The organism is Streptomyces sp. H27-H1 (genome assembly GCF_026627445.1).
Lineage (GTDB): Bacteria > Actinomycetota > Actinomycetes > Streptomycetales > Streptomycetaceae > Streptomyces.
Map to the genome: position 1 here is coordinate 152,331 of NZ_JAPNLJ010000007.1, position 23,510 is coordinate 175,840.

The 23,510-nt window shown below is 72.1% G+C and carries 19 protein-coding genes; 11 read left to right on the forward strand and 8 right to left on the reverse strand.

Annotated features, from left to right (window positions below):
* Nucleotides 1-109 precede the first annotated feature (109 nt).
* On the reverse strand, nt 110-388 hold the full coding sequence (gene pspAA, locus OTB20_RS10095; RefSeq protein WP_267758513.1) for a PspA-associated protein PspAA: 279 nt from the start codon (nt 386-388) through the stop codon (nt 110-112).
* Between the two features lie 13 nt (nt 389-401).
* On the reverse strand, nt 402-1,196 hold the full coding sequence (locus OTB20_RS10100; RefSeq protein WP_267816541.1) for a PspA/IM30 family protein: 795 nt from the start codon (nt 1,194-1,196) through the stop codon (nt 402-404).
* Nucleotides 1,197-1,429: 233 nt separating this feature from the next.
* Between OTB20_RS10100 and OTB20_RS10105 the strand changes: the two genes are divergently transcribed.
* Both OTB20_RS10105 and OTB20_RS10110 read left to right on the forward strand, forming a co-directional pair.
* The gene (locus OTB20_RS10105; RefSeq protein ID WP_267758515.1) at nt 1,430-2,038 is read left to right on the forward strand and encodes a DUF3043 domain-containing protein; all 609 of its coding nucleotides are present in this window, start codon (nt 1,430-1,432) and stop codon (nt 2,036-2,038) included.
* 89 nt (nt 2,039-2,127) lie between these two features.
* On the forward strand, nt 2,128-2,850 hold the full coding sequence (locus OTB20_RS10110) for a class I SAM-dependent methyltransferase (protein WP_267816543.1): 723 nt from the start codon (nt 2,128-2,130) through the stop codon (nt 2,848-2,850).
* 94 nt (nt 2,851-2,944) lie between these two features.
* On the opposite strand, the gene OTB20_RS10115 is transcribed toward OTB20_RS10110, so the two are convergent.
* Nucleotides 2,945-3,157 carry a hypothetical protein gene (locus OTB20_RS10115; protein ID WP_267758517.1) on the reverse strand — a complete coding sequence of 71 codons (213 nt, stop codon included), beginning with the start codon at nt 3,155-3,157 and terminating at the stop codon, nt 2,945-2,947.
* A gap of 104 nt (nt 3,158-3,261) precedes the next feature.
* Here OTB20_RS10115 and OTB20_RS10120 point away from each other — a divergent pair, with 104 nt between their 5' ends.
* From OTB20_RS10120 to OTB20_RS10140, 5 genes are all read left to right on the forward strand, one after another.
* Nucleotides 3,262-4,467 carry a bifunctional adenosylcobinamide kinase/adenosylcobinamide-phosphate guanylyltransferase gene (locus OTB20_RS10120; protein ID WP_267816545.1) on the forward strand — a complete coding sequence of 402 codons (1,206 nt, stop codon included), beginning with the start codon at nt 3,262-3,264 and terminating at the stop codon, nt 4,465-4,467.
* Nucleotides 4,468-4,541: 74 nt separating this feature from the next.
* A complete protein-coding gene (gene cobT, locus OTB20_RS10125) occupies nt 4,542-5,603 on the forward strand; it encodes a nicotinate-nucleotide--dimethylbenzimidazole phosphoribosyltransferase (RefSeq protein WP_267816547.1) in 1,062 nt (353 codons plus the stop codon).
* A gap of 97 nt (nt 5,604-5,700) precedes the next feature.
* Entirely contained in the window at nt 5,701-7,623 is a 1,923-nt protein-coding gene (locus tag OTB20_RS10130; RefSeq protein WP_420716364.1) for a phosphatidylglycerol lysyltransferase domain-containing protein, read from the forward strand.
* Complete coding sequence (locus tag OTB20_RS10135) at nt 7,620-8,378, forward strand: hypothetical protein (protein ID WP_267816551.1); 759 nt, start codon at nt 7,620-7,622, stop codon at nt 8,376-8,378. The genes OTB20_RS10130 and OTB20_RS10135 overlap by 4 nt, the downstream gene beginning before the upstream one ends.
* 71 nt (nt 8,379-8,449) lie before the next feature.
* Nucleotides 8,450-9,628 carry a sensor histidine kinase gene (locus OTB20_RS10140; protein WP_267816701.1) on the forward strand — a complete coding sequence of 393 codons (1,179 nt, stop codon included), beginning with the start codon at nt 8,450-8,452 and terminating at the stop codon, nt 9,626-9,628.
* A gap of 103 nt (nt 9,629-9,731) precedes the next feature.
* On the opposite strand, the gene OTB20_RS10145 is transcribed toward OTB20_RS10140, so the two are convergent.
* The 5 genes from OTB20_RS10145 to OTB20_RS10165 form a co-directional block, all read right to left on the reverse strand.
* The gene (locus OTB20_RS10145; RefSeq protein WP_267816552.1) at nt 9,732-10,607 is read right to left on the reverse strand and encodes an endo alpha-1,4 polygalactosaminidase; all 876 of its coding nucleotides are present in this window, start codon (nt 10,605-10,607) and stop codon (nt 9,732-9,734) included.
* The gene (locus tag OTB20_RS10150; RefSeq protein ID WP_267758523.1) at nt 10,604-11,296 is read right to left on the reverse strand and encodes a spherulation-specific family 4 protein; all 693 of its coding nucleotides are present in this window, start codon (nt 11,294-11,296) and stop codon (nt 10,604-10,606) included. The genes OTB20_RS10145 and OTB20_RS10150 overlap by 4 nt, the downstream gene beginning before the upstream one ends.
* A 78-nt stretch (nt 11,297-11,374) precedes the next feature.
* The gene (locus OTB20_RS10155) at nt 11,375-12,973 is read right to left on the reverse strand and encodes a hypothetical protein (protein ID WP_267816553.1); all 1,599 of its coding nucleotides are present in this window, start codon (nt 12,971-12,973) and stop codon (nt 11,375-11,377) included.
* Nucleotides 12,970-14,520 carry a GT4 family glycosyltransferase PelF gene (gene pelF / locus OTB20_RS10160; RefSeq protein ID WP_267816555.1) on the reverse strand — a complete coding sequence of 517 codons (1,551 nt, stop codon included), beginning with the start codon at nt 14,518-14,520 and terminating at the stop codon, nt 12,970-12,972. Before pelF ends, OTB20_RS10155 begins: the two co-directional genes overlap by 4 nt.
* Nucleotides 14,521-14,655: 135 nt before the next feature.
* Complete coding sequence (locus OTB20_RS10165; protein WP_267816557.1) at nt 14,656-16,662, reverse strand: hypothetical protein; 2,007 nt, start codon at nt 16,660-16,662, stop codon at nt 14,656-14,658.
* A gap of 938 nt (nt 16,663-17,600) precedes the next feature.
* Here OTB20_RS10165 and OTB20_RS10170 point away from each other — a divergent pair.
* The 4 genes from OTB20_RS10170 (at nt 17,601) to OTB20_RS10185 (ending at nt 23,499) form a co-directional block, all read left to right on the forward strand.
* Nucleotides 17,601-19,130 (forward strand): leucyl aminopeptidase, encoded by a 1,530-nt coding sequence (locus OTB20_RS10170; protein ID WP_267816558.1) that lies wholly within the window; start codon nt 17,601-17,603, stop codon nt 19,128-19,130.
* A gap of 299 nt (nt 19,131-19,429) precedes the next feature.
* Complete coding sequence (lpdA, locus tag OTB20_RS10175; protein ID WP_267816560.1) at nt 19,430-20,818, forward strand: dihydrolipoyl dehydrogenase; 1,389 nt, start codon at nt 19,430-19,432, stop codon at nt 20,816-20,818.
* 56 nt (nt 20,819-20,874) lie between these two features.
* Nucleotides 20,875-22,632: a 2-oxoglutarate dehydrogenase, E2 component, dihydrolipoamide succinyltransferase gene (gene sucB / locus OTB20_RS10180; RefSeq protein ID WP_267816562.1), complete on the forward strand. Its 1,758-nt coding sequence runs from the start codon at nt 20,875-20,877 to the stop codon at nt 22,630-22,632.
* A gap of 243 nt (nt 22,633-22,875) precedes the next feature.
* Nucleotides 22,876-23,499, forward strand: coding sequence for a GntR family transcriptional regulator (locus OTB20_RS10185; protein ID WP_267758551.1), 624 nt, complete (start codon nt 22,876-22,878; stop codon nt 23,497-23,499).
* The last annotated feature ends 11 nt before the right edge of the window (nt 23,500-23,510 follow it).

A 23,510-nucleotide genomic window follows, 5' to 3' on the forward strand; every position in this document is an offset into this window, starting at 1 on the left:
GCCACGGGACCGGGCACAGAAGACCGGCTCCGGCCCATAGGGAAGGGAAGGGCCCGCACCCCTGGGGCGGCGGGCCCTTCCCTCACCTCGTACGGCCGACGGCCGGGCCTCAGCCCGGGATCAGCCCGTCGTCGCGGAGCATCGCCCTGACCTCGTCCAGTGAGGCCTCGGGGGCGGGCAGGATCAGCTCGGACGGCTCCAGTGCCTCGTCGGGCAGCGGCTCGCCGAGCCGTCGTACGGAGTCGAGCAGCTCGCCCAGCGTGCGCCGGAAGCCCTCCTCGTCACCGCTCTCCATCTTCGCGAGCAGTTCGTCGTCCAGCTTGTTGAGCTCAGTGAAGTGGCTGTCCGCCAGCTCCACCTGACCTTCCCCCATGATGCGGACAATCATGACGGGCCCCGTCCTACTGCTTGTCGAACCGCGGCTGGGTCTGGGACTGCTGGCCGGTGCCCGGGGCGCCGCCCTCGATGGACTGCTGCTGGGCGGACGGGCCGCCCGCCAGCTCCGCCTTCATGCGCTGGAGCTCCAGCTCCACGTCGCTCCCACCGGAGAGGCGGTCGAGCTCTGCCTGGATGTCGTCCTTGGAGCCGAGGCCGCTCCGGTCGTCGAGCGCGCCGGAGGCCAGCAGCTCGTCGATCGCGCCGGCCCGGGCCTGGAGCTGCGCCGTCTTGTCCTCGGCCCGCTGGATGGCGAGGCCGACGTCGCTCATCTCCTCTGAGATGCCGGAGAAGGACTCGGCGATCCGCGTCTGCGCCTGGGCGGCCGTGTACGTGGCCTTGATGGTCTCCTTCTTGGTACGGAAGGCGTCCACCTTGGCCTGCAGCCGCTGGGCGGCGAGGGTCAGCTTCTCCTCCTCGCCCTGGAGGGTCTGGTGCTGCACCTCCAGGTCGCTGACCTGCTGCTGCAGCGAGGCGCGGCGGGACAGGGCCTCACGGGCCAGGTCCTCGCGGCCCAGGGCGAGGGCCTTGCGGCCCTGGTCCTCGAGCTTGCTGGACTGGCCCTGGAGCTGGTTGAGCTGCAGCTCGAGCCGCTTGCGGGAGGTCGCGACGTCGGCGACGCCGCGACGCACCTTCTGAAGCAGCTCCAGCTGCTTCTGGTACGAGTAGTCGAGGGTTTCGCGCGGGTCCTCGGCCCGGTCCAGGGCCTTGTTCGCCTTCGCGCGGAAGATCATCCCCATACGCTTCATGACACCGCTCATGGGCTTCGCGCGCCCCCTTCTAGACGGACTTCGCTCCAGGTCACCAACAAGACCCACAGTACGGGCCCTGCCTCTATTACCGCACTGTTCGGGCGGGGATGCGCTCCTCCTCCAGGACGACTGATCAGCCGTCGTGTCAGGCGTAAGGAGTAGGTGCTCCCCTCAGGGAAGACGCCCGCCGTTGCCGGATCGTTCCCCGACGGGATGGGGGCCGTGCCCACAACCACGTACCCTTGGGTTTTGTGTTTGGTAGCCGATCCTCCAAGGAAGAGAAGGCCGCCGCCACCGACAAGGTGAGCGCCGACCTCTCGCAGTCCCGTGACCCTCAGGCCCCGAAGGGCCGCCCGACGCCGAAGCGTGCTGTGGCCCAGTCGCAGCGCAAGGTAGTCGTGGCCTCGACCGGTAATCGCAAGGAGGATGCCAAGCGGGCTCGTGAGCGCCGCCGGGTCGAGATGACCAAGCAGCGCGAGGCTCTCGCCAATGGCGACGAACGTTATCTGCCCAACCGCGACAAGGGTCCCGTACGCCGCTTCGTACGCGACTTCGTGGACTCCCGTTTCTCCGTCGCCGAGATGTTCCTGCCGCTGGCGGTGATCATCCTGGTACTGAGCATGGTGCGGGTGCCGTCCATCCAGAACATCGCGCTCCTGCTGTGGCTCGGCGTGATCGCACTGATCCTCGTCGACTCCGTCGGCATGTTCATCCGCCTGCGCAAGGCCCTGGCCCAGCGCTTCCCGGACGAGCCCAAGCGCGGCGCCGTCGCGTACGGCCTGATGCGCACCCTCCAGATGCGCCGGCTGCGTCTGCCCAAGCCGCAGGTCAAGCGCGGGGAACGGCCCTGAGCCGAAGGACGCCCGGAGCGTCCGACGGGGGTGGCTTCGCGGACGGGGCCCGGCTCTGGCTGGAAGGCCTGGGCGGGCTCCGCAACGCGGTGCGCCAGGAGCTCGTCGGCCGTCAGGTCGACGAGCAGATCGCGCACCGCTTCCCCGTCGGGCAGCGGCTGCGTGTCCTCGACGTCGGCATGGGCCAGGGCACCCAGTCCCTGCGCCTGGCCCGCGCCGGGCACATGGTGACCGGGCTGGAACAGGATCCGGCCATGCTGGCCGTCGCCCGTGAGGTGCTGGCCGCCGAACCCGCCGGGATCCAGGACCGCGTCCGCCTCATGGAGGGCGACGGCCGGGAGACCGGCGCGCACTTCCTGCCGGGCAGCTTCGACGTCGTGCTCTGCCACGGCGTCCTCATGTACGTGCCCGAGCCGGACGCCATGCTCGCCGGGCTCGCCCGGATGCTGGCCCCCGGCGGACTGCTGTCCCTGCTGGTGCGCAACGGCGACGCCCTCGCCATGCGCCCCGGCCTGCACGGCGACTGGACGGCCGCGCTGGCGGCCTTCGACACCGTCGACTACACGAACCGGCTGGGCCTGGACGTACGCGCCGACCGGCTGGCCACACTGACCGCGACCCTGTCCGGGATCGGTGCTCCGCTGCAGACCTGGTACGGCGTACGCGTCTTCACCGACGGCACCGAGGCCGCGGACAAGTTCCCCGCCGACGCGGAGCTGGAGCAGCTGCTCGCCGCCGAGGACCGCGCCGGGCGGACCGACCCCTACCGCGGGGTCGCCGCGCTGCTGCACCTGTGCGGCGTACGGGGCTGAGCCCCGGAGCACCCATGAACACGGCAGAGCCCGGACCCCCGAGGGGTCCGGGCTCTCGCACACCCGCGGGCCGGTCAGTGCCGGTCGGGGCCGCTCAGAGCGCAGCGGCCTCGCTCAGGCTCATCGTGTACAGCTGGACCCCGCTGTCGTCGGACAGCTTCACCTGCTCCGTACCGCCCTCCAGCAGGTCCTTCCAGTACTCGCCGATCCAGGATTCGGCGTCCCCCTGCGTGGTGAACTCCTCCGGCACCACCGACGGGCTCGTCTCACTGCCGTCGGCCGCCTCGAACCGCCACGTCCACGCCATGTCCGCCTCCGTTGCTCGCCCGCATCTCACACTCTTCTCCCCCTGAGTGTGCCCGCAGACCCACCGGGCGCGCAGCAGTCCCGGCGACGCGGGAGGATCATCCTGTGGAACTCACTCTGCTCGGCACCGGCACACCCGAAGGACTGCCCCGCCCCGGCTGTCCCTGCGCCGCGTGCGCGCTCTGCGTCGGGCCCCGGGCCCGCGCCGCCACCTCCGTGCTCGTGGACGGGGCGCTGCTGCTCGACCTGACGCCGGGGGCGGTGCTCGCGGGGGCCCGTGCGGGGCATTCGCTGGCCGCCGTACGGCAGGTCCTGCTGACCCATCCGCACGACGGGCCCCCCGTCGAGCTGCCGCCGGGGCTGCCGGCGGCAGGGCGGGTGCCGGACGGGCGGGAGCTCGCGGTGATCTCCGGGCACCGGGTGCGGGCGGTGCCGATGGACGCGCCGGGCACCGGGTACGAGGTGACCGGGCCGGACGGTGCCCGGATGCTGTACCTGCCGCCGGGCGGGGCCCCGGCCGGGACCTCGGGCACGAGCGGGCGGCGCCCGTACGACGTGGTCCTCGCGGACGTGCTCGGCCGGCCCGAGGCGCTGGCGAGGCTGCGGGCGAGCGGATCGGTGGGCCCGGGGACGGACGTGATCGCCGTCCACCTGGACCACGACACCCCGCCGGGAGCGGAACTGGAGCGCCGGTGCGCGGCGGCGGGCGCAAGGACGGTGCCGGACGGGACCACGGTGGCGGCCGGGGAGTACCGGCCGGCCCCGGAGGTGCCGCGGCGGACCCTGGTCCTCGGCGGGGCCCGGTCGGGCAAGTCCTTCGAGGCCGAGCGCCGGCTGACCGGCTACCCGGAGGTCGTCTACGTGGCCACGGGCGGTACGCGCGAGGGCGACGCGGAGTGGGGTGCGCGGGTCGGGCTGCACCGGGAGCGCAGGCCCGCGTCCTGGCGGACGGAGGAGACCTGCGATCTGGTGCCGCTGCTGGAGCAGGAGGGGCCGGCGCTGCTGATCGACTGCCTGGCGCTGTGGCTCACGGACGCGATGGACCGGGTGGGGGCCTGGGACGACTCGGTGTGGGCGGACAAGGGCGCCAGGGAGCTGCGGGAACGGACCGCGGAGCTCGTGGCCGCCGTCCGCGCGACCCGCCGCCCGGTGGTGCTGGTCAGCAACGAGGTCGGCTCGGGCGTGGTTCCCGCGACCGCGTCGGGGCGCCGGTTCCGGGACGAGCTGGGGCGGCTGAACGCGGGGGTCGCCGGGGAGTGCGAGCACGTCCTGCTGGTGGTGGCGGGGCAGGCTCTGGTCCTGAAGCAGTAGCCGCCCGCGCCGGCAACCACGCCCGGCGCACGGACCGTTCTGGCGCCCTGGGGGGCCGCTGTACCCTCTGCAAAATGACCACGCTGAATCTCGACGACTTCTCCGATCTGATCGAGCGCCCCGACGGGGGCGTCCGGCGTGACGCCGAGGAACGCCGTGAACGGCTGGCCGTGCCGGTCGGGGCGCTGGGGCGGCTCGACGAACTCGCCGAGTGGCTCGCCGCCGCGCAGGGGCAGGTGCCGGTCAAGCCGATCGAGCGGCCGCGGGTCGTGCTGTTCGCCGCCGACCACGGGGTGGCCGCCGAGGGGGTTTCCGTACGGCCCGCCGGCAGCGCCCACGAGCTGGTACGGGCCGTACTCGACGGCCGGAGCCCGGTGGCGGTCCTGGCCGGGCGCTTCGGTGCCTCCGTACGGATCGTGGACGCCGGACTGGCCTGTGATCCGGCGCTGCTGCCGGAGGAGGTCACCCGGCACCGGATCCGCAGCGGCAGCGGGCGGATCGACGTGGAGGACGCGCTCACGGCCGAGGAGGCCGCCGCCGCCCTGCGGCTCGGGATGCGGATCGCGGACGAGGAGGCGGACTCCGGAACCGATCTGGTCGTTCTCGGGGACCTGAGCGTCGGCGGGACCACCGTCGCCGCGACACTCATCGCCGCCCTGTGCGGTACCGACGCCTCCGTGGTCACCGGCCGCGGCGGTACCCCGATCGACGACCTGACCTGGATGCGCAAGTGTGCGGCGATCCGCGACGCGCTGCGACGCGCCCGGCCCGTCCTCGGGGATCAGGTCGCGCTGCTCGCCGCGGTCGGCGGTGCGGACGTCGCCGCGATCACCGGTTTCCTGCTCCAGTGCGCGGTGCGCCGCACCCCCGTGATCCTCGACGGGGTCGTCTCGGCGGCCTGTGGGCTGGTGGCCCAGCGAGCCGCTTTCCGGGCCCCGGACTGGTGGCTGGCCGGGCAGGCCAGCGGGGAGCCCGGCCAGGCGAAGGCTTTGGACCGGATGGCACTCAACCCCGTGCTCGACCACGGCGTCACTGTGGGAGAAGGAACCGGGGCACTGTTGGCTCTTCCCCTCGTCCAGGCGGCCGCCGCACTCGCGGCGGAGCTGCCCGAGCGAGCGGCCGAGCCGACCGGATGAGTCACCGGGGCCCGCGGTTCCGACCAGGCCGCGGTACTCCGGATTCCAGCACGGACCGCGATGCCCCATATCATCGCTTTTTATGGGAGAGGTCCGTTTGACCAGCGCAGAGACCGAGCGGAAGACCGACCGAGGAACCGGTGGGGATCCGAACGGCAGAGGCAAGACGGGGGCCGGCCGGGATCCCGGCCAGGGCAACGCCCAGACGAACGCACAGGCCGGCCAGGGGAACACCCGGGGATCCGGCCGGGGAAGCGTGCGGTCACGGCGCAGCGCCACCTTCGCGGTGTGGTACTTGCGCGCCGTCACCTTCGTCAACCTGCTCAGCGCGGTGTGGTTCTCGCTCGGCCAGGACCTGCGCCGGCACAGCACCGCCGATTTCTACACTCCGTACCTGCTCACGGCGGGCTTCGCCTCCGCGGCGTTCTCGCTGTTGCTCACCGTCACCATGGGCCGCCGCAAGCGCGCGGCCTGGATTCTGAACCTCGTCCTCAGCGGACTGCTGCTGCTGGCCTTCGCCATGGCCGCCGTCGCCTCCTTCACCCCGTGCTCGGGGGGGAGTTACGAGTTCTGCTATCCGGAGTTCCGCGTCCATCCGCAGAACTGGGTGGCCTTCGGGCTGACGGTGCTCTTCGTCGGCTCGCTGCTGCTGGGGCGCCGGGAGTTCTACGCCAAGGGTGACCGCTCCAACCCGCTGCTGGCCAGCCTGGTGGCCTCCGTCGGCCTGCTGGTGACCTCGTTGGTCGCGGCCCTGCTCGTCGGCGCGACCAACACCGACCCGGACGCCGCGGACGCCACCTTCATCGCCCGCTGGCGGTACGGGGTGATGCGGCTGGTCACCCTCGCCCCGGGCGACAAGGCGTACAACACGATCACCACCCCGAGCTGGGTGGACGTGGCCATCAACGTCATGTCGACGCTGCTTCTGCTCGCCGTGCTGTTCGCGGCCTTCCGTTCGCGCCGCGCCGTGGACCCGATCGGCGAGGAGGACGAGGAGAAGCTGCGCGCCCTGCTCGCCAAGCACGGTGACCGCGACTCGCTCGGCTACTTCGCGCTGCGCCGCGAGAAGTCCGTCATCTGGTCCCCCACGGGCAAGGCCGCGGTCACCTACCGCGTCGTCGGCGGGGTCTCGCTGGCCTCCGGCGACCCGATCGGCGACCCCGAGGCCTGGCCCGGCGCCATCGATCCCTGGCTGGCCGAGGCCCGTGAGCACGGCTGGGTTCCCGCGGTGATGGGCGCGAGCGAGGAGGCCGGGCAGATCTACGCCCGGCACGGACTGGACGCACTGGAGCTGGGCGACGAGGCCATCGTCGAGACCGCCGAGTTCACCCTGGAGGGCCGCGCCATGCGGACCGTCCGCCAGGCGTACAACCGGGTCAAGCGCGCCGGTTACACCGTCCGGATCCGCCGCCACGCCGACATCCCGGCCGAGGAGATGGACGTACTCCTGCTGCGCGCCGACGACTGGCGCGACGGCGCGACCGAGCGCGGCTTCTCGATGGCACTGGGCCGGCTGGGCGATCCCGACGACGGCCAGTGCGTGATGCTGGAGTGCTTCGACGGCTCCGGCGAGCTGCGGGCCGTGCTGTCCTTCGTGCCCTGGGGGCCCAAGGGCCTGTCGCTGGATCTGATGCGCCGCGACCGGGATTCCGAGAACGGTCTGATGGAGTTCATGGTCATCGAACTCCTGGAGCGCTCAAGGGAGATCGGGGTCACACAGGTCTCGCTGAACTTCGCGATGTTCCGTTCCGTCTTCGAGCGCGGCTCGAGGCTCGGCGCCGGTCCGGTGCTGCGCATGTGGCGGTCGCTGCTGAGCTTCTTCTCGCGCTGGTGGCAGATCGAGTCCCTCTACCGGGCCAACGCCAAATACCGGCCGATCTGGGAACCGCGGTTCATGCTCTTCGAGAAGAGTTCGGACCTGCTGCGGATCGGTATCGCGGCGGGCCGGGCCGAGGGCTTCCTGGAAGCACCGGGGCTGCCGAAGTGGATGCACCGCAGACATCTGGAGAGCAAGCGTTGACCACTTCCTCACTGCGGCGGTTCGCCCGCCGCGAGTGGGGGCCCCTGTACCGGACGGTCCGGGACGCGCTCGTCCGCGACAAGTGGCGGGCGATCCCGATGACCCTCGGCGCGGTCTGCCTGACCATGGTCTTCCAGATCGTGCAGCAGACGTCATGGGGCTTCCAGCCGGTCCAGGACCTCGGGTCGGTCAAAGCCGTCGACCCGCTCTGGCTGGCCCTGCTGCGAACGCCGCTGTCGCTGTTCGTGCCCGCGCTGGACCTGCCGGTGTGGGGTGCGCTCGCCCAGATCCTGCTCGTCTTCGGGATCTCGGAGATCTGCATCGGCTGGTGGCGCACGCTGGTCATCGGCTACGTGGCCACCCTGGCCGGGACCACGTACGCGCGGATCGGCCTCTCGCTCGGCCCCGACCACCCCTTCGGCCTGCCGGAGTCGGACAAGATCGTCAACGACACCGGGCCCTCGGCGGCGGTGGTCGGGCTCGCCGTCTACGTCTGCTGGCGCTACCGGGCCTACCTGACCGGCTCCCTCGTCATCCTGGTGATGATCGGCGAGCTGCTCTTCAAGGACAACCTGGCGGGCAAGGAACACCTGGCCGCCATCGCCTCGGTGATGCTGATCTGCCTGGTCCGCGCGAAGTGGGGCCCGGAGCGCTCCCGGACCCCGCTGGGGCCGCGCCCGGCCCCGGTCCCGCCCGCGCCGCCTCCCCCGCCGCCGCCTCCGGCCTCGCCTCCCGCCCCGCCGCCCAGGGTCTGAGAACGCGTGCGGGGCCGTACCGTATCGGGGTGACGACACACCTCGGGCCGTTCGCCCCCACGCGGCAGTGGATGCGGGACCATCCGCTGGCCACCGACGCCGTACTGGCGCTCGGGGCGCTCGTCGCCATGGTCGTCGGGTCCTTCGCCAACCCGCACGGGGCGCACGGGCCGACCTTCGGAACCCGCACCCCCGAGCCGTTCTCGCTGGTCCTCATGGTGCTCGGCGCCGCCGCCCTGGTGCTGCGGCGCCGGCGGCAGGGCGCCGTGCTGGCCGTGACCATCGGGCTGTCGCTGCTGGAACTGTCCACCGGGGAGCCGCGGGCACCCGTCGCCATGTGCACGGTGATCTCCCTGTACACGGTGGCCTCCCGCACCGACCGGCCCACCACCTGGCGGCTCGGCCTGCTCACCATGGCCGGGCTGACGGGTGTGGCCATGCTGGCCGGCCCCCTGCCCTGGTACGCGCAGGAGAACATCGGCATCTTCGCCTGGACCGGCATGGCCGCGGCCGCCGGGGACGCGGTGCGCAGCCGGCGGGCGTTCATCGACGCCATTCAGGAGCGGGCCGAACGCGCCGAGCGGACCCGCGAGGAGGAGGCCCGGCGCCGGGTCGCCGAGGAGCGGCTGCGGATCGCCCGGGACCTCCACGACGTGGTGGCCCATCACATCGCCCTGGTCAACGTGCAGGCGGGGGTGGCCGCGCACGTCATGGACAAGCGCCCGGACCAGGCCAAGGAGGCCCTGGCGCACGTACGGGACGCCAGCCGATCGGCGCTGAACGAGCTGCGGGCGACCGTCGGGCTGCTGCGCCAGTCCGGCGACCCGGAGGCTCCGACCGAGCCCGCGCCCGGTCTCGCGGTCCTCGACGACCTGGCGGGGACCTTCCGGCACGCCGGGCTCCCGGTGAAGGTCATGGTGCAGCTGGAGCACGGCCCGGGCCCGCTGCCCGCCGCCGTGGACCTGGTGGCGTACCGGGTGATCCAGGAGGCGCTGACCAATGTCCGCAAGCACGCGGGCCCGGGGGCCTGCGCCGAGGTCAGTGTGGTGCGGGTGGGCGGCTCGGTGGAGGTGACCGTGCTGGACGACGGGGGCTCCTCGGCGGATTCCTCGCCGCAGCCCCGCGATCCCGGCGGCGGGCACGGCCTGCTCGGCATGCGCGAGCGGGCCGTGGCCCTGGGCGGCTCCTGCTTCGCCGGGCCCCGCTTCGGGGGCGGCTACCGGGTCCACGCGATCCTTCCGGTGGCCTGAGCGGCACGGCTGCGGCTCCGGCGGTCCGTACGGCGGCCCCGCCGGCGGCCTGGTCGCCGGTCTCTTCACCGGTCTCTTCGGCGGTCTCTTCGGCGGTCGGCGCTCAGCAGGCCTTCCGCCAGGCGCCGAGGTCGTACTTCTTCTCCAGCGAGCTCAGCTTGAGTTCGCGCGTCCCGGCGCAGAACCGGTTCGCCGGAATCTCGTACTCCACGTGGAAGACCGCCTTGCCCGCCGCGATGAACGGGGTCAGCCGTCCGCACTCGTCGTACTGGGCGCACTGCTCGTTGACCGCGAAGTCGAACACCCCCACCAGGTCCGGGATCTGGTCCAGGTCGTTCTTCAGCCCGGCCGACAGCCCCCGGTCGTGCGCGAGTTTGGCGATCAGCCGGTTGTACTTCAGCTGGTCCTCGGCCGTGAGCGGGAACCCGGACTTGTTGCGGTAGGCGTCCATGTTGTCCGGCTCCACCGCGTCGAAGCCCTTGTCCCGGCACATGTCGAACCGCTTGGCGATCAGCGGTTCCAGCTCCGCGAGCCGCCGGATGTCGAGCCAGCGCTCGCCCTCCCAGCCGTTGCCCTCCCCGCGCAGGGCCTGCGGGAAGGCCCCGGCGTCCGGCCGGAAATCCTCCCAGGCACCGGTGGAGAGGTAGCAGATGGTCCGCCGGCCGGCCGCCTTCAGCTCGGCGACCTGCTCCTTGGTCGTGGTGAACCCGTCGACGTCGTAGACCGCCGCCTTCACCGAGGTGTCGAGCTTCCCGGTGAGCTGCCACTGCCAGCTGACGCCGGGCGCCGGCTGCCAGCGCTCCCCCGGCGCCGGGGCGGGCGAGAGGTCGTCCGGCCGGTCCTCGTCCGGGTCCGGGCCGGAGGTACAGGCCGCGAGCAGCAGGAGCGGTACGAGGACCAGCAGGCGGCGGCGGACGCAGGAGCGCGGGGACCGGCGGGTCGAGGGACGGGCGGACGGGCGGGCGGACGGGTGTCTCATCCGGTGGCCTCCAGGGCGTAGGGCAGGGTCCCCCACGGGTGCGCGCCGGTCCCCGGGACCGCGCAGTGCACCCCCGCCCCCCGCTGGGCCGCGAGCCGCTCGGCGAGTTCGGCGGCCGGGGCGCCCGGCGGGACGGCGTACACGAGGTGGCAGAACCGGTGGGCGGGGTGGTCCGCGGTCCACGGGGGAACGGCCGCGTCCCGGTAGGCGTCCCAGGGCCCCTCGAAGGTGACGAGCAGATCGGCGAGTTCGGCGTAGCCGGGGTGCGGGTGGACCCCGTGGTTGAGGACGACGGTACGGGCCCCGGCGGCCCGTGCCGCGACGACGAGCCGCCGGTAGTGCGGCAGGAATTCCGGGCCGGACGCGGCCTGGTCCAGGAAGGTCCCGTCGGTGCCGTACCAGTCGCGGTGGCGCAGCAGGTCCTGGACCACGGCGGCGTGCGGGCGGCGCCCGTAGTCGGTGTCGGCGTACCCCAGCACGGGCACCCCGGCCCCGCGGAGCCGTTCGGCGACGGCGGCGAACCGCTCGTCGGGGGCCTCGCCCGGCCCGCTGGCGGGGTTGAGCACCACGGAGTGCAGCCGGCCCGCGGAGCGGATGAGCCGCTCCCAGTACTCGGGGCGGTCGGCGGGGTGCTCGTAGAGGGGCACCAGGAGCATGAGGTCCTTCTTCTCGTACGGGTTCACGTGCATCGGTGGTGGTCTCGGCTCCGGTCGCTCCGGTCGCCCGTCGGCGCTCGCCCGTCAGGGCCGGGTCGTCAGCGGTGGCCGTCAGCGGTGGGCCGTGGCGCGGCCGAGCAGCAGGCAGACCAGCGTGCCCAGGGCGAGCGCCGCGGCCCCGGCGACGGCCAGTTGTACGGTGCGCGGCTGACCGAGTCCAAGGAGCAGGGCCAGGCTCTGGGCGACGGCGGCCGAGGCGCAGACCACCGCGGCGGGCCGGACCGCCCCGAAGGACTGCAGGAGCAGCCCGGTCCACATCACGGCCCCGAGCAGCAGCAGGGTGGCGACCCGGACCCCGGTCAGCCCGGGCGCGCCGGGCCAGAGCAGGGTTCCGGTGAGGCCGAGGGCCAGCAGCACCGCCAGGTAGGTGGTGAGGCACCGGGCCAGGGTGGTGAGCATCCGCAGCCAGAACTGCCGGGGCGAGCGGGCCGCGCGCAGGCCGGCGAGGCTGCCGCTGCGGAACCGGTGGAGCAGCCATTCGGCGGGTCCCATGCTGAGGGTCAGGGCTACCGCCGACGGGGCGGCGACCGCCTCGGCCGGGCCTCCCGCGAGCACCTCACCGAGGGCGGCGTACAGCACGAGCAGACCGGTGCCCAGGCCGAACACCCCGTAGGGGATGGAGTCCCCGAGCCGGGGGCCGCGCGGCGCGTACTCCTCCTCGGCGCCGCGCAGCATCCGCCAGCGCACCGGCCCGCGCTCGCCCGGCCGGTGCTGCGTCCAGCCTCGGACACGGAGCACGAGGGCCCGTACGCCGTCGGCCAGCGGCAGTTCCCGTACGGCCAGGGCGCAGGCGGCCAGGAGGGAGGCCACCAGCAGGAACACCCGGACCGGGCCGGGCAGTTCCAGGAAGAGGGAGAGCACCGCCCCGGCGGCCATCGGGGCGAGCGCGGCCAGCAGCAGCCGCTCCCGGCCCAGGACGAGCAGGACGGTGGCGGCCCCGACGTACAGGGCCTGACCGGCGGCGAAGGCGTAGGAGAAAGGGGGGCCGCCGGGTACCGACAGCGCGGCGGCGGTACCCAGGAGGGCCCCCGCCGGGGCTCCGGCGAGCAGGGTCCGCCCGGCGGCTGCCCGGTCGCCGAGGCCGAGCCAGGAGTACGCCCGGTGGGACAGGGTCTGGTCCCAGACCCAGCCGATGAGCGCCCCGGCGAGCAGGGTGAGCGTCCCGGCGGGCAGCCCGAGGCGGTCCTTGGGACCTTCCAGGAGGGGCGCGCCGAGCAGGTAGGCGAGCCCGGGCAGGGCGAAGATCACCCCGCGCAGGAGGCAGGCGGTGAGGGAGACCTTCCAGGGGTCGGGGACCCGTTCGGGCTCCGGGTAGGAGCGCGGCACGCGGGCGTAGAGCTCCTCGGCGAGGCCGAAGGAGTCCTTGCGCCCGTAGGCGAGGCGGATGTACTCGTCGGTCATCCCGTCGGATTCCAGGACGGCGGCGATCTCGTCGGGGTGGACGGCGGCGGCGATGAACACGTCGAGGCGCTGGGCGAGTTCGTCCATCGGGTCGGCGGCCGGCCCTTCACGGCGCGGCCGGGGGATGCCGGGGAGGGTGTCGGGGGCGGCCGGATTGGGGGCCGTACCGCGACCGGTTGCCGCGGCGTGGCCGACGGGGACCCAGGCGGCGTCCGGGCCGGGCGGCTTGAGCCAGAGCGATCCGCTCACCGCAGGCTCCCTTCCCCGGACTCCGTCTGGGGATGCCCCATTGCGGCGAGTTCCTTGTACCAGGGGTCGGCGAGGCGCTGGGTCCACTCGTCGCCCACGTGGACGGGCAGGACGGGCTGGCCGGCGAGCTCGCGGTAGATGTGCCGGAAGCCGTCGACGGACTGGTCGAGCGTGAACTTCTCCACCACCCTCTCGCGGGACATCCGGCCGAGTTCCGCGCGGCGTTCGTCGTCGCGGAGCAGGGCGAGGGTGGCGCGGGCCATGGTCTCGGGTTCGCGCGGCGGGACGACGAGGCCGGTGTCGCCGACGGCCTCGCGGACCCCGCCCACGTCGGTGGAGACGGTGGTGCGGCCGCAGGACATGGCCTCGATGATGGAGAAGGGGAATCCCTCGCTGATGGAGGAGAGCATGACGACGGAGCCGGCCGCGTAGGCCCGGGCGACGTCTTCGATGCGGCCCTCGTAGGTGATCCCCTCGCTCACCCCCAGTTCGGCGGCGAGCTTCTCCAGCCGGAGCTTGTACTCCTCGCAGCCCGCCGGGACCGGGCCGAACAGGCGCAGCCGCAGTTCGGGGAGCTCCTCGCGCATGAACGCGTAGGCCCGGACGAGGGTTTCGAGGTCCTTGATGGGGTCGATGCGCCCGCACCAGCTGAGGGTGGGGACCTCCGGTTCGGGGCCGGCCTCGGGGAAGGCGTGCGGGTCGACGCCGTTGTAGACGGTGCGGATCCGCTCGGAGTCGGCGCCCCCGCGCTCCTCCCAGCGGCGGTTGTACTGGTTGCACGGGGTGATCAGGTCGGCCTGCCGGTAGCCCTCGGTGTTGAGCTCGCGGTAGAAGCCGAGCATGAGTGCCTTGACGGGCCAGCGCTGTTCGGCGCTGCGGTAGCCGAGGTAGCGCTCGCGCAGGTAGATGCCGTGCTCGGTGAGGAGGAAGGGCACTCGGTCGAGGTATTTGGCGGCGAGCGCCGGGAGGGTGGCCAGCCCGCTGCTGACCGCGTGCGCGACGCTGTCGGGCGGAATGCGCACCGCGAGTGGGCGCAGTGCGTGTTCCAGCAGGTCGGTGGCGGTGAGCGCGTCATGGATGGTGGGCTGGGCGGCGGCGGTCGCCAGGCCGGGGCGGGTCCAGACGGTCATCAGCAGGCGCAGGACGGATTCGGAGCGCAGGGCGGCGGTGAGCCGGCCGGCGCGGGCCAGCAGGGCCAGCTCGCGCAGGGATTCGGAGAATCCGCGTGAGGAGCCGGGGGCCGGGTCGAGCAGGGAGAGCAGGAACGCCTCGTAGGTCTCGGTGAAGCTGCGCCGGGCCTTGCCCCGCAGGCCGGAGCGCAGGCGCCGGGCCGGCGGAGCGCCCCAGAGGGGAACGCTGGTGTGGCGGTAGACATTGCGCGGCAGTTCCCAGGTGACCGGCTCACGTCCGGAGCCGGTCAAGGCTATGACGTTGAAGTCGACCTCCGGCATGCCGCGGACCAGTTGGTCGCACCAGGTGCTGACGCCCCCGTGGACGTGCGGGTAGGTGCCTTCGGTGAGCATGGTGACATGGCGCCCATGGCTCATGCGGTGTGTCCCCCCAAGGACGGAAAAGGGGCCGGCGCCCGTGGTTCGCGTAGCGCCGGCGCTAGGTGGTGCGCGTGGCAGGCTGGTACGTGCCCGAGGTGGTCAGGGCAGGTGGAGCGGCACGGCGGGTGACTGTCAGGGCATGTGCAGCGTCACGGCGCTCTGGAGCAGCTCGGGAGCCGTCCAGGCCGAGCGGGTGCCGGCGTAGGCGGTGCCGAAGTCGGCGGTGCCCAGCAGGAGCTGCTTCTTGGTACCGGCCGGTGCGGTGAGCGGGGCCGGGACTCCGGAGGGCGCCTTGACGGTGACGTCCTTGCCGATGCGGTAGGCGGTGACCTGGTTGGCGGCGATCGCCGCGTTCCAGGCGGCGCGGCGCTGGAGCTCGACGCCGGTGTCCTTCATGCTCTGGTTCACGATCGGCGCGCTGGGTGCGTAGAGGGTGCGGTAGCCGTCGAGGACCTGGTTGAGCACCGGGTACAGGGTGCGTTCCTCGGCCAGGTTGGACTGGTGGACGTAGTGCGGGCGCGGGTCGTTGTTCAGGACGTGCCGCATGGCGGTCCTGGCCTCGGCCGGGACGATGTAGTCCAGGTAGCCGGTGTTGGCGTCGAGCGGGTCCGGCAGGCAGGTGGAGGTGCCGGGGTTGTCCTCGCAGATGCCGCTGCCGCCGTCGGCCCGGCTGGTGTAGATCCAGTTGTACTCGTCGGCCATCTCGGAGTTGGTGCCCGTGTTGTAGTACACGTTCATCGGGTACCGGGGGACGGTCAGCGCGGCGCCCACCGGCCGCTGCAGGGGCTCGCGGGAGTTGTCGCTGCCCGCCCATTTCACGCCGTTGTCGGCGAGCGCGCCGGCCAGGTTGGGGTTGTCCTGGGCCTGCTGCGGAAGCGACTTGAGGCCGGAGTGCTCACCGGTGACCAGTTCGGTGCGGTCGGTGGTGATGCCCTTGGCGGCGGCCCAGTTGTTGTTGTCCCGGATCTGAGCCGAGATCTCGGCGCGGCTCATCCAGTTGATCGCGCCCGCGCTGTTCTTCGTACAGGTCCACGGGACGGTGGTGGTGTCCTGGACGCAGCCGAGGAACGGGTGGGTATAGGTGTGGTTCATCCACCGGTACTTCGCCCGGTCGGCGACCAGCTGGGCGGTCAGGGCGTCGGTGTTGCCGTTCTCCGCCTTCCACTCCTCGCCCGCGCCCGCGTTGAAGAGCATGTCGAGCTTGAAGTTCTTGGACGTCTGCCACTGCGCCAGGTACTGGGCGTCACCGGCCGTCATCCGGATGGTCGACTCCTGGCCCTCGCCGCCCGCGCAGGCGTAGTCGCCGGGCGTGCAGTTGAGCTCCTTGCTCCAGCGGGCGTCCGGGGCGAAGACGTCGTCGACGTGGACCGCGAAGTAGTTGCGCTCCTGACCGAGGTGGACTCCCTGGGTGACCCACTCGACGATGCCGCGGGCCAGCAGCCGGAACTGCTGCTGGTACTGGTTGTAGCCGAAGGTGACGACCAGTTCGCTGCGCCCGTCGTGGGTGTACTCGCCGACGAGCGAGGCCCGTCCGGAGCCGACCGGGGCGTCGAGGTAGCTGGTGTAGCCCGTCCTCGGCTTGGCCATGAACCCGTAGCTCTCGGGGATCAGCGGCGAGTTGTCCTCGAAGGCGACCTGGCCCCCGAGATAGGCGAAGGGGCCCGCCTTTCCGGCGGCGGTGACGGCGGCCTGGGTGCCGTCGAGGGTGCCGCTGTAGCCGCCGTTGTCGGTGTACTCCAGGCCGACCCCCGGGTGCGCCCAGGTGTACGCGTCCACCTGGCGGATCCCGTACGTCGTCTCGTACGCGGTCAGCGCGGCCATCTCGGCCGAGCCCACCCCGAACGGGTTCTCGTTCGGCAGCACCACGCCCTGGAACTTGGCGCGCGGCCGCCCGTCGACCGTGTCGGCGAGGAACGCCGCGTTGACCACCGGGCGGCTCCCGCTGCCCAGGTCGACGCGGGTGTACGGAACCCCTGTGTCGCGGAGCTCCGCGGTGATCGCCTCGACCGAGCTCCCGCCGTCGTCGACGACGAGCACCCGCAGGTCGACGCGCGGCGTGACGGCCGCCCGAGCGGCGACTCCGGGTACCGCGACGGACGCTATGGCAGCCGCGAAGCAGACGGCGGCGAGCCTGTTCATCCGGTTCTTCTTGACCATTTCGGCCTTTCCCCCCGCAGGCATCCCCGGCTTCGGCCCTGTGGCGGTCGGCCGGGCCGGGGAGGCTCTGTGGAAATGATGCAAAGGAACCCCGCGTCCCCTTGCGAGAGTGGGCCGAGTCTCTCGGACCTCGTCAGGTCTAAAGGGCAAACCTGGAACACAGGCCACAGATGGGTGAACCCGACAGCCTCTTGATCGAACAACTTGCCAAACCTTCGAGCGGCGTGCGGACGAGTACGGGACTCCCGCACACCGCGAAGCAGTTCGCGGACCGAACGCGCGGCCTTCCGGCGCGCGTGCGCCGATCGGACGGGATCAAGGTCGAAGCGGCGCGGGAAGCCGGACCGGCGGGCGGGAAGTTGCAGCTCAGCGGGGGTGCGGCCGCCCGGACCACGAGCGCGCGGAGCCTGCTGCGCGCCGCCGCGGCCGGGGAGCCCGGCGGCCCCGCCGCCCTCGGCGGTGGCGGCGGAACGAATCGGATGGTGCGCCGATCCGATATCCGGCCCGGTCACCGGGGCGCCGAAGAAGATGCCGTCCGCACCGGGGTGCCCGGCACGGCACGAGGCCACGGCGGACCCGCCTCAACTGCCCCGCGCAGCACACCGGCACGAGAGCGTGTCCATGGTCGGCACAACCGTCACCGGCCGTCACCGGCCGTCGCCGGCCGCGCGGAACAACGCGAAACCGGCACCGGCACCGGCACCGGCACCGGCACCGGAGGCGGGATTCCACCACCACGGCCGTGTCATCCCGCCACTATGGGAACCGGATCCAGTGCCGGGCACTGCCTTGGGCACAGGAACCTTAAGCTGATCAGAGACGCTCATTTCCGGCGGCTGTCAGGCCCGAATACGATCGCTACGGATGGCCGTCCACCCACTCGGCCCACACCACCAAAACGGAAGCGAGAATTCACCACCGTGACTGCTCTGACTCTCAGCACTGCCGGACCGGCGACGCTGCGCGCCGACGTCCTCGTCGTCGGCGTGGCGAAGGGCCCCAAGGGCCCCGTCGTCGCCGCGGGCGCCGAGGCCGTGGACAAGGCGTACGACGGAAAGCTCGCCGCCGTGCTCGACGCTCTCGGTGCCTCGGGCGCCGAAGGCGAGACCACCAAGGTGCCGGCACCGGACGGACTGAAGGTCCCGGTCGTGCTGGCGGTCGGGCTGGGCTCCCTTCCCGACACGGACGAGTCCTACGACGAGGAGACGCTGCGCCGCGCCGCGGGCGCCGCCGCCCGCGCCCTGCACGGCACCAAGAAGGCCGCCTTCGCGCTCCCCCTCGACGACGCCTCCGCCGTCACGGCCGTGGCCGAGGGCGCGCTGCTGGGCGCGTACGCCTTCACCGCCTACCAGGGCGGCGAGAAGAAGGCCGCGAAGAACGGCGGACCGAAGCAGCCGCTCGCCGAGATCGCCCTGCTCGGCGCCAAGCCGCGCGACAAGGAGCACAAGGCCGCGGCCGAGCGCGCCACGATCGTCGCGACCGAGATCAACATCGCCCGCGACCTGGTCAACACCCCGCCGAACGACCTCACCCCCGAGGCCTTCTCCGCCGTCGCCACCGCGACCGCGAAGGAGAACGGCATCAAGGTCCAGGTCCTGGACGAGAAGGCCCTGATCAAGGGTGGCTACGGCGGCATCATGGGCGTCGGCAAGGGCTCCGAGAACCCGCCGCGCCTGGTGAAGCTCTCCTACACCCACCCCAAGGCGGAGAAGACCCTCGCCTACGTGGGCAAGGGCATCACCTACGACTCGGGCGGCATCTCCCTGAAGCCGGCCGGCCACAACGAGACGATGAAGTGCGACATGGCCGGCGCCGCCGCCGTCTTCGCGGCCGTCGTCGCGGCCGCCAAGCTGGGCCTCCAGGTCAACGTCACCGGCTGGCTCGCGCTCGCCGAGAACATGCCCTCCGGCTCGGCCACCAAGCCGGGCGACGTGCTGCGCATGTACAGCGGCAAGACCGTCGAGGTCCTCAACACGGACGCCGAGGGCCGCCTGGTCCTGGGCGACGCGCTGACCAAGGCCTCCGAGGAGAACCCGGACGCGATCATCGACGTGGCGACGCTGACCGGCGCCATGGTGATGGCCCTGGGTGACCGCACCTTCGGCATCATGGCCAACGACGACGCCTTCCGTACCTCCATCCACGAGATCGCCGAGGAGGTCGGCGAGGCCTCCTGGCCGATGCCGCTCCCCGAGGACCTGCGCAAGACCATGGACTCCCCCACCGCCGACATCGCCAACATGGGTGTCCGGATGGGCGGCGGCCTGGTGGCCGGCCTCTTCCTCCAGGAGTTCGTCGGCGAGGGCATCACCTGGGCCCACCTCGACATCGCCGGCCCCGCCTTCCACGAGGGCGCCCCGTACGGCTACACCCCCAAGGGCGGCACCGGCTCGGCCGTGCGCACCCTGGTGCGGCTGGCCGAGCGTACGGCCACGGGCGACCTGGGCTGACGCCGAACCCCCAGCCGGGCTTCCACGGGCTCCGGCCATGATCAGATTTTCTGATCATGGCCGGAGCCTGTTCACTGTCAACGAAATCCGTAGGTTTCTACGCTGCGGTAACCCCCGGTTCGGACGGAACTGCCTGTCCCAGGGCAGGCCCGGCGTCCCGCGTTCCGCCGACAAATGCGAAGATGGGTTCTCGGCAGGACAGGGCCCCCACCACAGGGCCGAAGAAAAAGCGGCCGTATACCAGCCGCCGCCCGGTCACAGAGGACCGGTGCTCGGCGCACATGCATGGAGGACGTGACGTGGCGAACGACGCCGGCACCGTTTTCGACCTAGTGATCCTCGGCGGCGGCAGTGGCGGTTACGCCGCGGCGCTGCGCGCATCCCAGCTGGGTCTGGACGTTGCCCTGATCGAGAAGAACAAGCTCGGCGGCACCTGCCTGCACAACGGCTGCATCCCCACGAAGGCTCTGCTGCACGCGGGCGAGGTCGCCGACTCGGCGCGTGAAGCCGCCCAGTTCGGTGTCAAGACCTCCTTCGAGGGCATCGACATCGCGGGTGTCCACAAGTACAAGGACGAGGTCGTCTCGGGCCTGTACAAGGGCCTGCAGGGCCTGGTCGCCTCCCGCAAGGTGACTTACATCGAGGGTGAGGGCCGCCTCTCCTCGCCGACGTCCGTCGACGTGAACGGCCAGCGTGTCCAGGGCCGCCACGTCCTGCTGGCGACCGGCTCCGTGCCGAAGTCGCTGCCGGGCCTGAACATCGACGGCAACCGCATCCTCTCCTCGGACCACGCGCTGGTCCTGGACCGCGTGCCCGAGTCCGCGATCATCCTGGGCGGCGGCGTCATCGGCGTCGAGTTCGCCTCGGCGTGGAAGTCCTTCGGCTCCGAGGTCACCGTCATCGAGGGCCTCAAGCACCTCGTGCCGGTGGAGGACGAGAACAGCTCGAAGCTGCTGGAGCGCGCGTTCCGCAAGCGCGGCATCAAGTTCAACCTCGGCACCTTCTTCGACAAGGCCGAGTACACCGAGAACGGCGTACGGGTCACCCTCGCCGACGGCAAGACCTTCGACGCCGAGGTGCTGCTGGTCGCCATCGGCCGCGGCCCGGTCTCGCAGGGCCTGGGCTACGAGGAGCAGGGCGTCGCGATGGACCGCGGCTACGTCCTGGTCGACGAGTACATGCAGACCAACGTGCCGACCATCTCGGCGGTCGGCGACCTCGTCCCGACCCTCCAGCTCGCGCACGTCGGCTTCGCCGAGGGCATCCTGGTAGCCGAGCGGCTGGCCGGTCTCAAGACCGTCCCGATCGACTACGACGGCGTTCCGCGCGTCACGTACTGCCACCCCGAGGTCGCGTCCGTGGGCATCACCGAGGCCAAGGCCAAGGAGATCTACGGCGCGGACAAGGTCATCGCGGCGAAGTTCAACCTCGCGGGCAACGGCAAGAGCAAGATCCTGAAGACCGCGGGCGAGATCAAGCTCGTCCAGGTCAAGGACGGTGCCGTGGTCGGTATCCACATGGTCGGTGACCGGATGGGCGAGCAGGTCGGCGAAGCCCAGCTGATCTACAACTGGGAAGCCCTTCCCTCCGAGGTCGCGCAGCTCATCCACGCGCACCCGACCCAGAACGAAGCGCTCGGCGAGGCTCACCTGGCACTCGCCGGCAAGCCCCTGCACAACCACGACTGATCGTCCCGGGCGCGACGACCGACCACATCCGCAATTCGTTAGGAGCAACTGAAACCATGTCGGTTTCCGTAACCCTTCCGGCGCTCGGTGAGAGCGTTACCGAGGGCACTGTCACCCGCTGGCTGAAGGCCGAGGGCGAGCGCGTCGAGGCCGACGAGCCGCTGCTCGAGGTCTCGACCGACAAGGTCGACACCGAGATCCCGTCCCCCGTGTCGGGCATCCTGGCCTCCATCAAGGTCGCCGAGGACGAGACCGTCGAGGTCGGCGCCGAGCTGGCCGTCATCGACGACGGTTCGGGCGCGCCGGCCGCTGCCGCCGCACCGGCTGCCGAGGCCCCCGCGGCCCCGGCCGCCGAGGCTCCGGCCGCTCCGGCCCCCGTCGCCGAGGCCCCCGCGGCTCCGGCCGCCGAGGCTCCGGCCGCGGCCGCTCCGGCTGCCTCCGGTACAGATGTCGTGCTCCCCGCCCTGGGCGAGTCCGTCACCGAGGGCACCGTCACCCGCTGGCTGAAGCAGGTCGGCGAGTCGGTCGAGGCCGACGAGCCGCTGCTCGAGGTCTCCACCGACAAGGTCGACACCGAGATCCCCGCCCCGGTCGCCGGCGTCCTGCTGGAGATCCTGGTCGCCGAGGACGAGAACGCCGAGGTCGGCGCACGTCTGGCCGTCATCGGCGCGGCGGGCGCGGCCCCCGCGGCCGCTCCGGCTCCGGCCGCCGCTCCGGCGCCCGTGGCCGCCCCGGCTCCGGCCGCCGCTCCGGCGCCCGTGGCCGCCCCGGCTCCGGTCGCCCCTGCGGCGCCCGTGGCCGCTCCGGCCCCCGTCGCCGCTCCGGCCCCCGTCGCCGCTCCGGCCCCGGTGGCTCCGGCCGCTCCCGTCGCCCCGGCCTCCGCCGGTGACGAGGGCGCGTACGTGACGCCGCTCGTGCGCAAGCTCGCGACGGAGTCCAACGTCGACCTGTCCGCGGTCTCGGGCACCGGTGTCGGTGGCCGCATCCGCAAGCAGGACGTCCTGGCCGCCGCCGAGGCCGCCAAGGCCGCTGCCGCCGCTCCGGCGCCGGCCGTCGCTCAGGCCGCCAAGGCTCCGGCCGCCGCGGTCTCCGAGCTGCGCGGTCAGACGGTCAAGATGACCCGCATGCGCAAGGTCATCGGCGACAACATGATGAAGGCCCTGCACTCGCAGGCGCAGCTCAGCTCCGTGGTCGAGGTGGACATCACCAAGATCATGAAGCTGCGCGAGAAGGCCAAGGCCGGCTTCCTCGCCCGTGAGGGCGTCAAGCTGTCCCCGATGCCGTTCTTCGTCAAGGCCGCGGCCCAGGCACTGAAGGCCCACGCGGTCGTCAACGCCCGGATCAACGAGGACGAGGGCACCATCACCTACTTCGACTCGGAGAACATCGGCATCGCCGTGGACTCCGAGAAGGGCCTGATGACCCCGGTCATCAAGGGTGCCGGCGGCCTCAACCTGGCGGGTATCTCCAAGGCGACCGCCGACCTGGCCAACAAGGTCCGCGGCAACAAGATCACGCCGGACGAGCTGTCGGGCGCGACCTTCACCATCAGCAACACCGGCTCGCGCGGTGCGCTGTTCGACACCGTCATCGTGCCCCCGAACCAGGTCGCCATCCTGGGCATCGGTGCCACGGTCAAGCGCCCGGTGGTCATCGAGACCGCCGAGGGCACGAACATCGGCATCCGCGACATGACGTACCTGACCCTGTCCTACGACCACCGTCTGGTGGACGGCGCGGACGCGGCCCGGTACCTCTCGGCCGTCAAGGCGATCCTCGAGGCCGGCGAGTTCGAGGTCGAGCTCGGCCTGTAAGGCTCTCCGCGACAGCGGTACGCGACTGTCGCACACGGCGCCCCCACCCGGAACGCAAGTCCCGGGTGGGGGCGCCGTCGTCGTACGCTGGGCCATCCCCCGGCCCCTGCCCGCGGACGCCTGTAACCAGCCTCACCCTGCGCCTCTGACCAGGAACGCATCGCGACGAGCGGCGCCGCCGTATTGTCTACGCATCAAGGCCCCGCGCGCCCCTGCACATCCCTCAGGAGATGAAGCCCGATGATCACCCCACCCGTCGTGCACTCGCTGCGCGAGCAGATCCGCGAGCACATCGTGGAGGGGATCGTCAGCGGGCGCTGGAAGCCCGGTGAGCGGATCGTGGAGCGCCGGATCGCGGTGGAGCTGGAGGTCAGCCAGACACCCGTACGCGAGGCCCTGCGCGAGCTGGAGACGCTGCGGCTGATCGAGTCGGCGCCGAACAAGGGCGTGCGCGTACGGAACCTGTCGGCGGCGGACCTGGAGGAGATCTATCCGGTCCGGGCCGGCCTGGAGCAGATCGCGGCCGAGCTGGCGGCGCCCCGGCTGGCGGCCGACTGCACCGCCCTGGAACCGCACGTGGCGGCCCTGTGGGAGGCCGACCGCAGCGCGGACGGCACGGCCCAGGTGCGGCACACGGTGGGCTTCCACCGGGAGCTGGTGCGGGCGGCCGGGAACAGCGTGCTGCTGCACACCTGGGAGTCCCTGGGCATCGAGGTCTTCACGGCCCTGTCCATCCGGTGGCTGGGCACCGTCCAGAAGTCCTACGCCGAAGAGCACGAGGCCCTGGTGGACGCCTTCCGCAATCAGGACCCGGACATCGGCCTGCTGGTGAAGCGACACGTTCTGGGGTGTGCGCCGCGGGCTTGATCCCGCCCGCG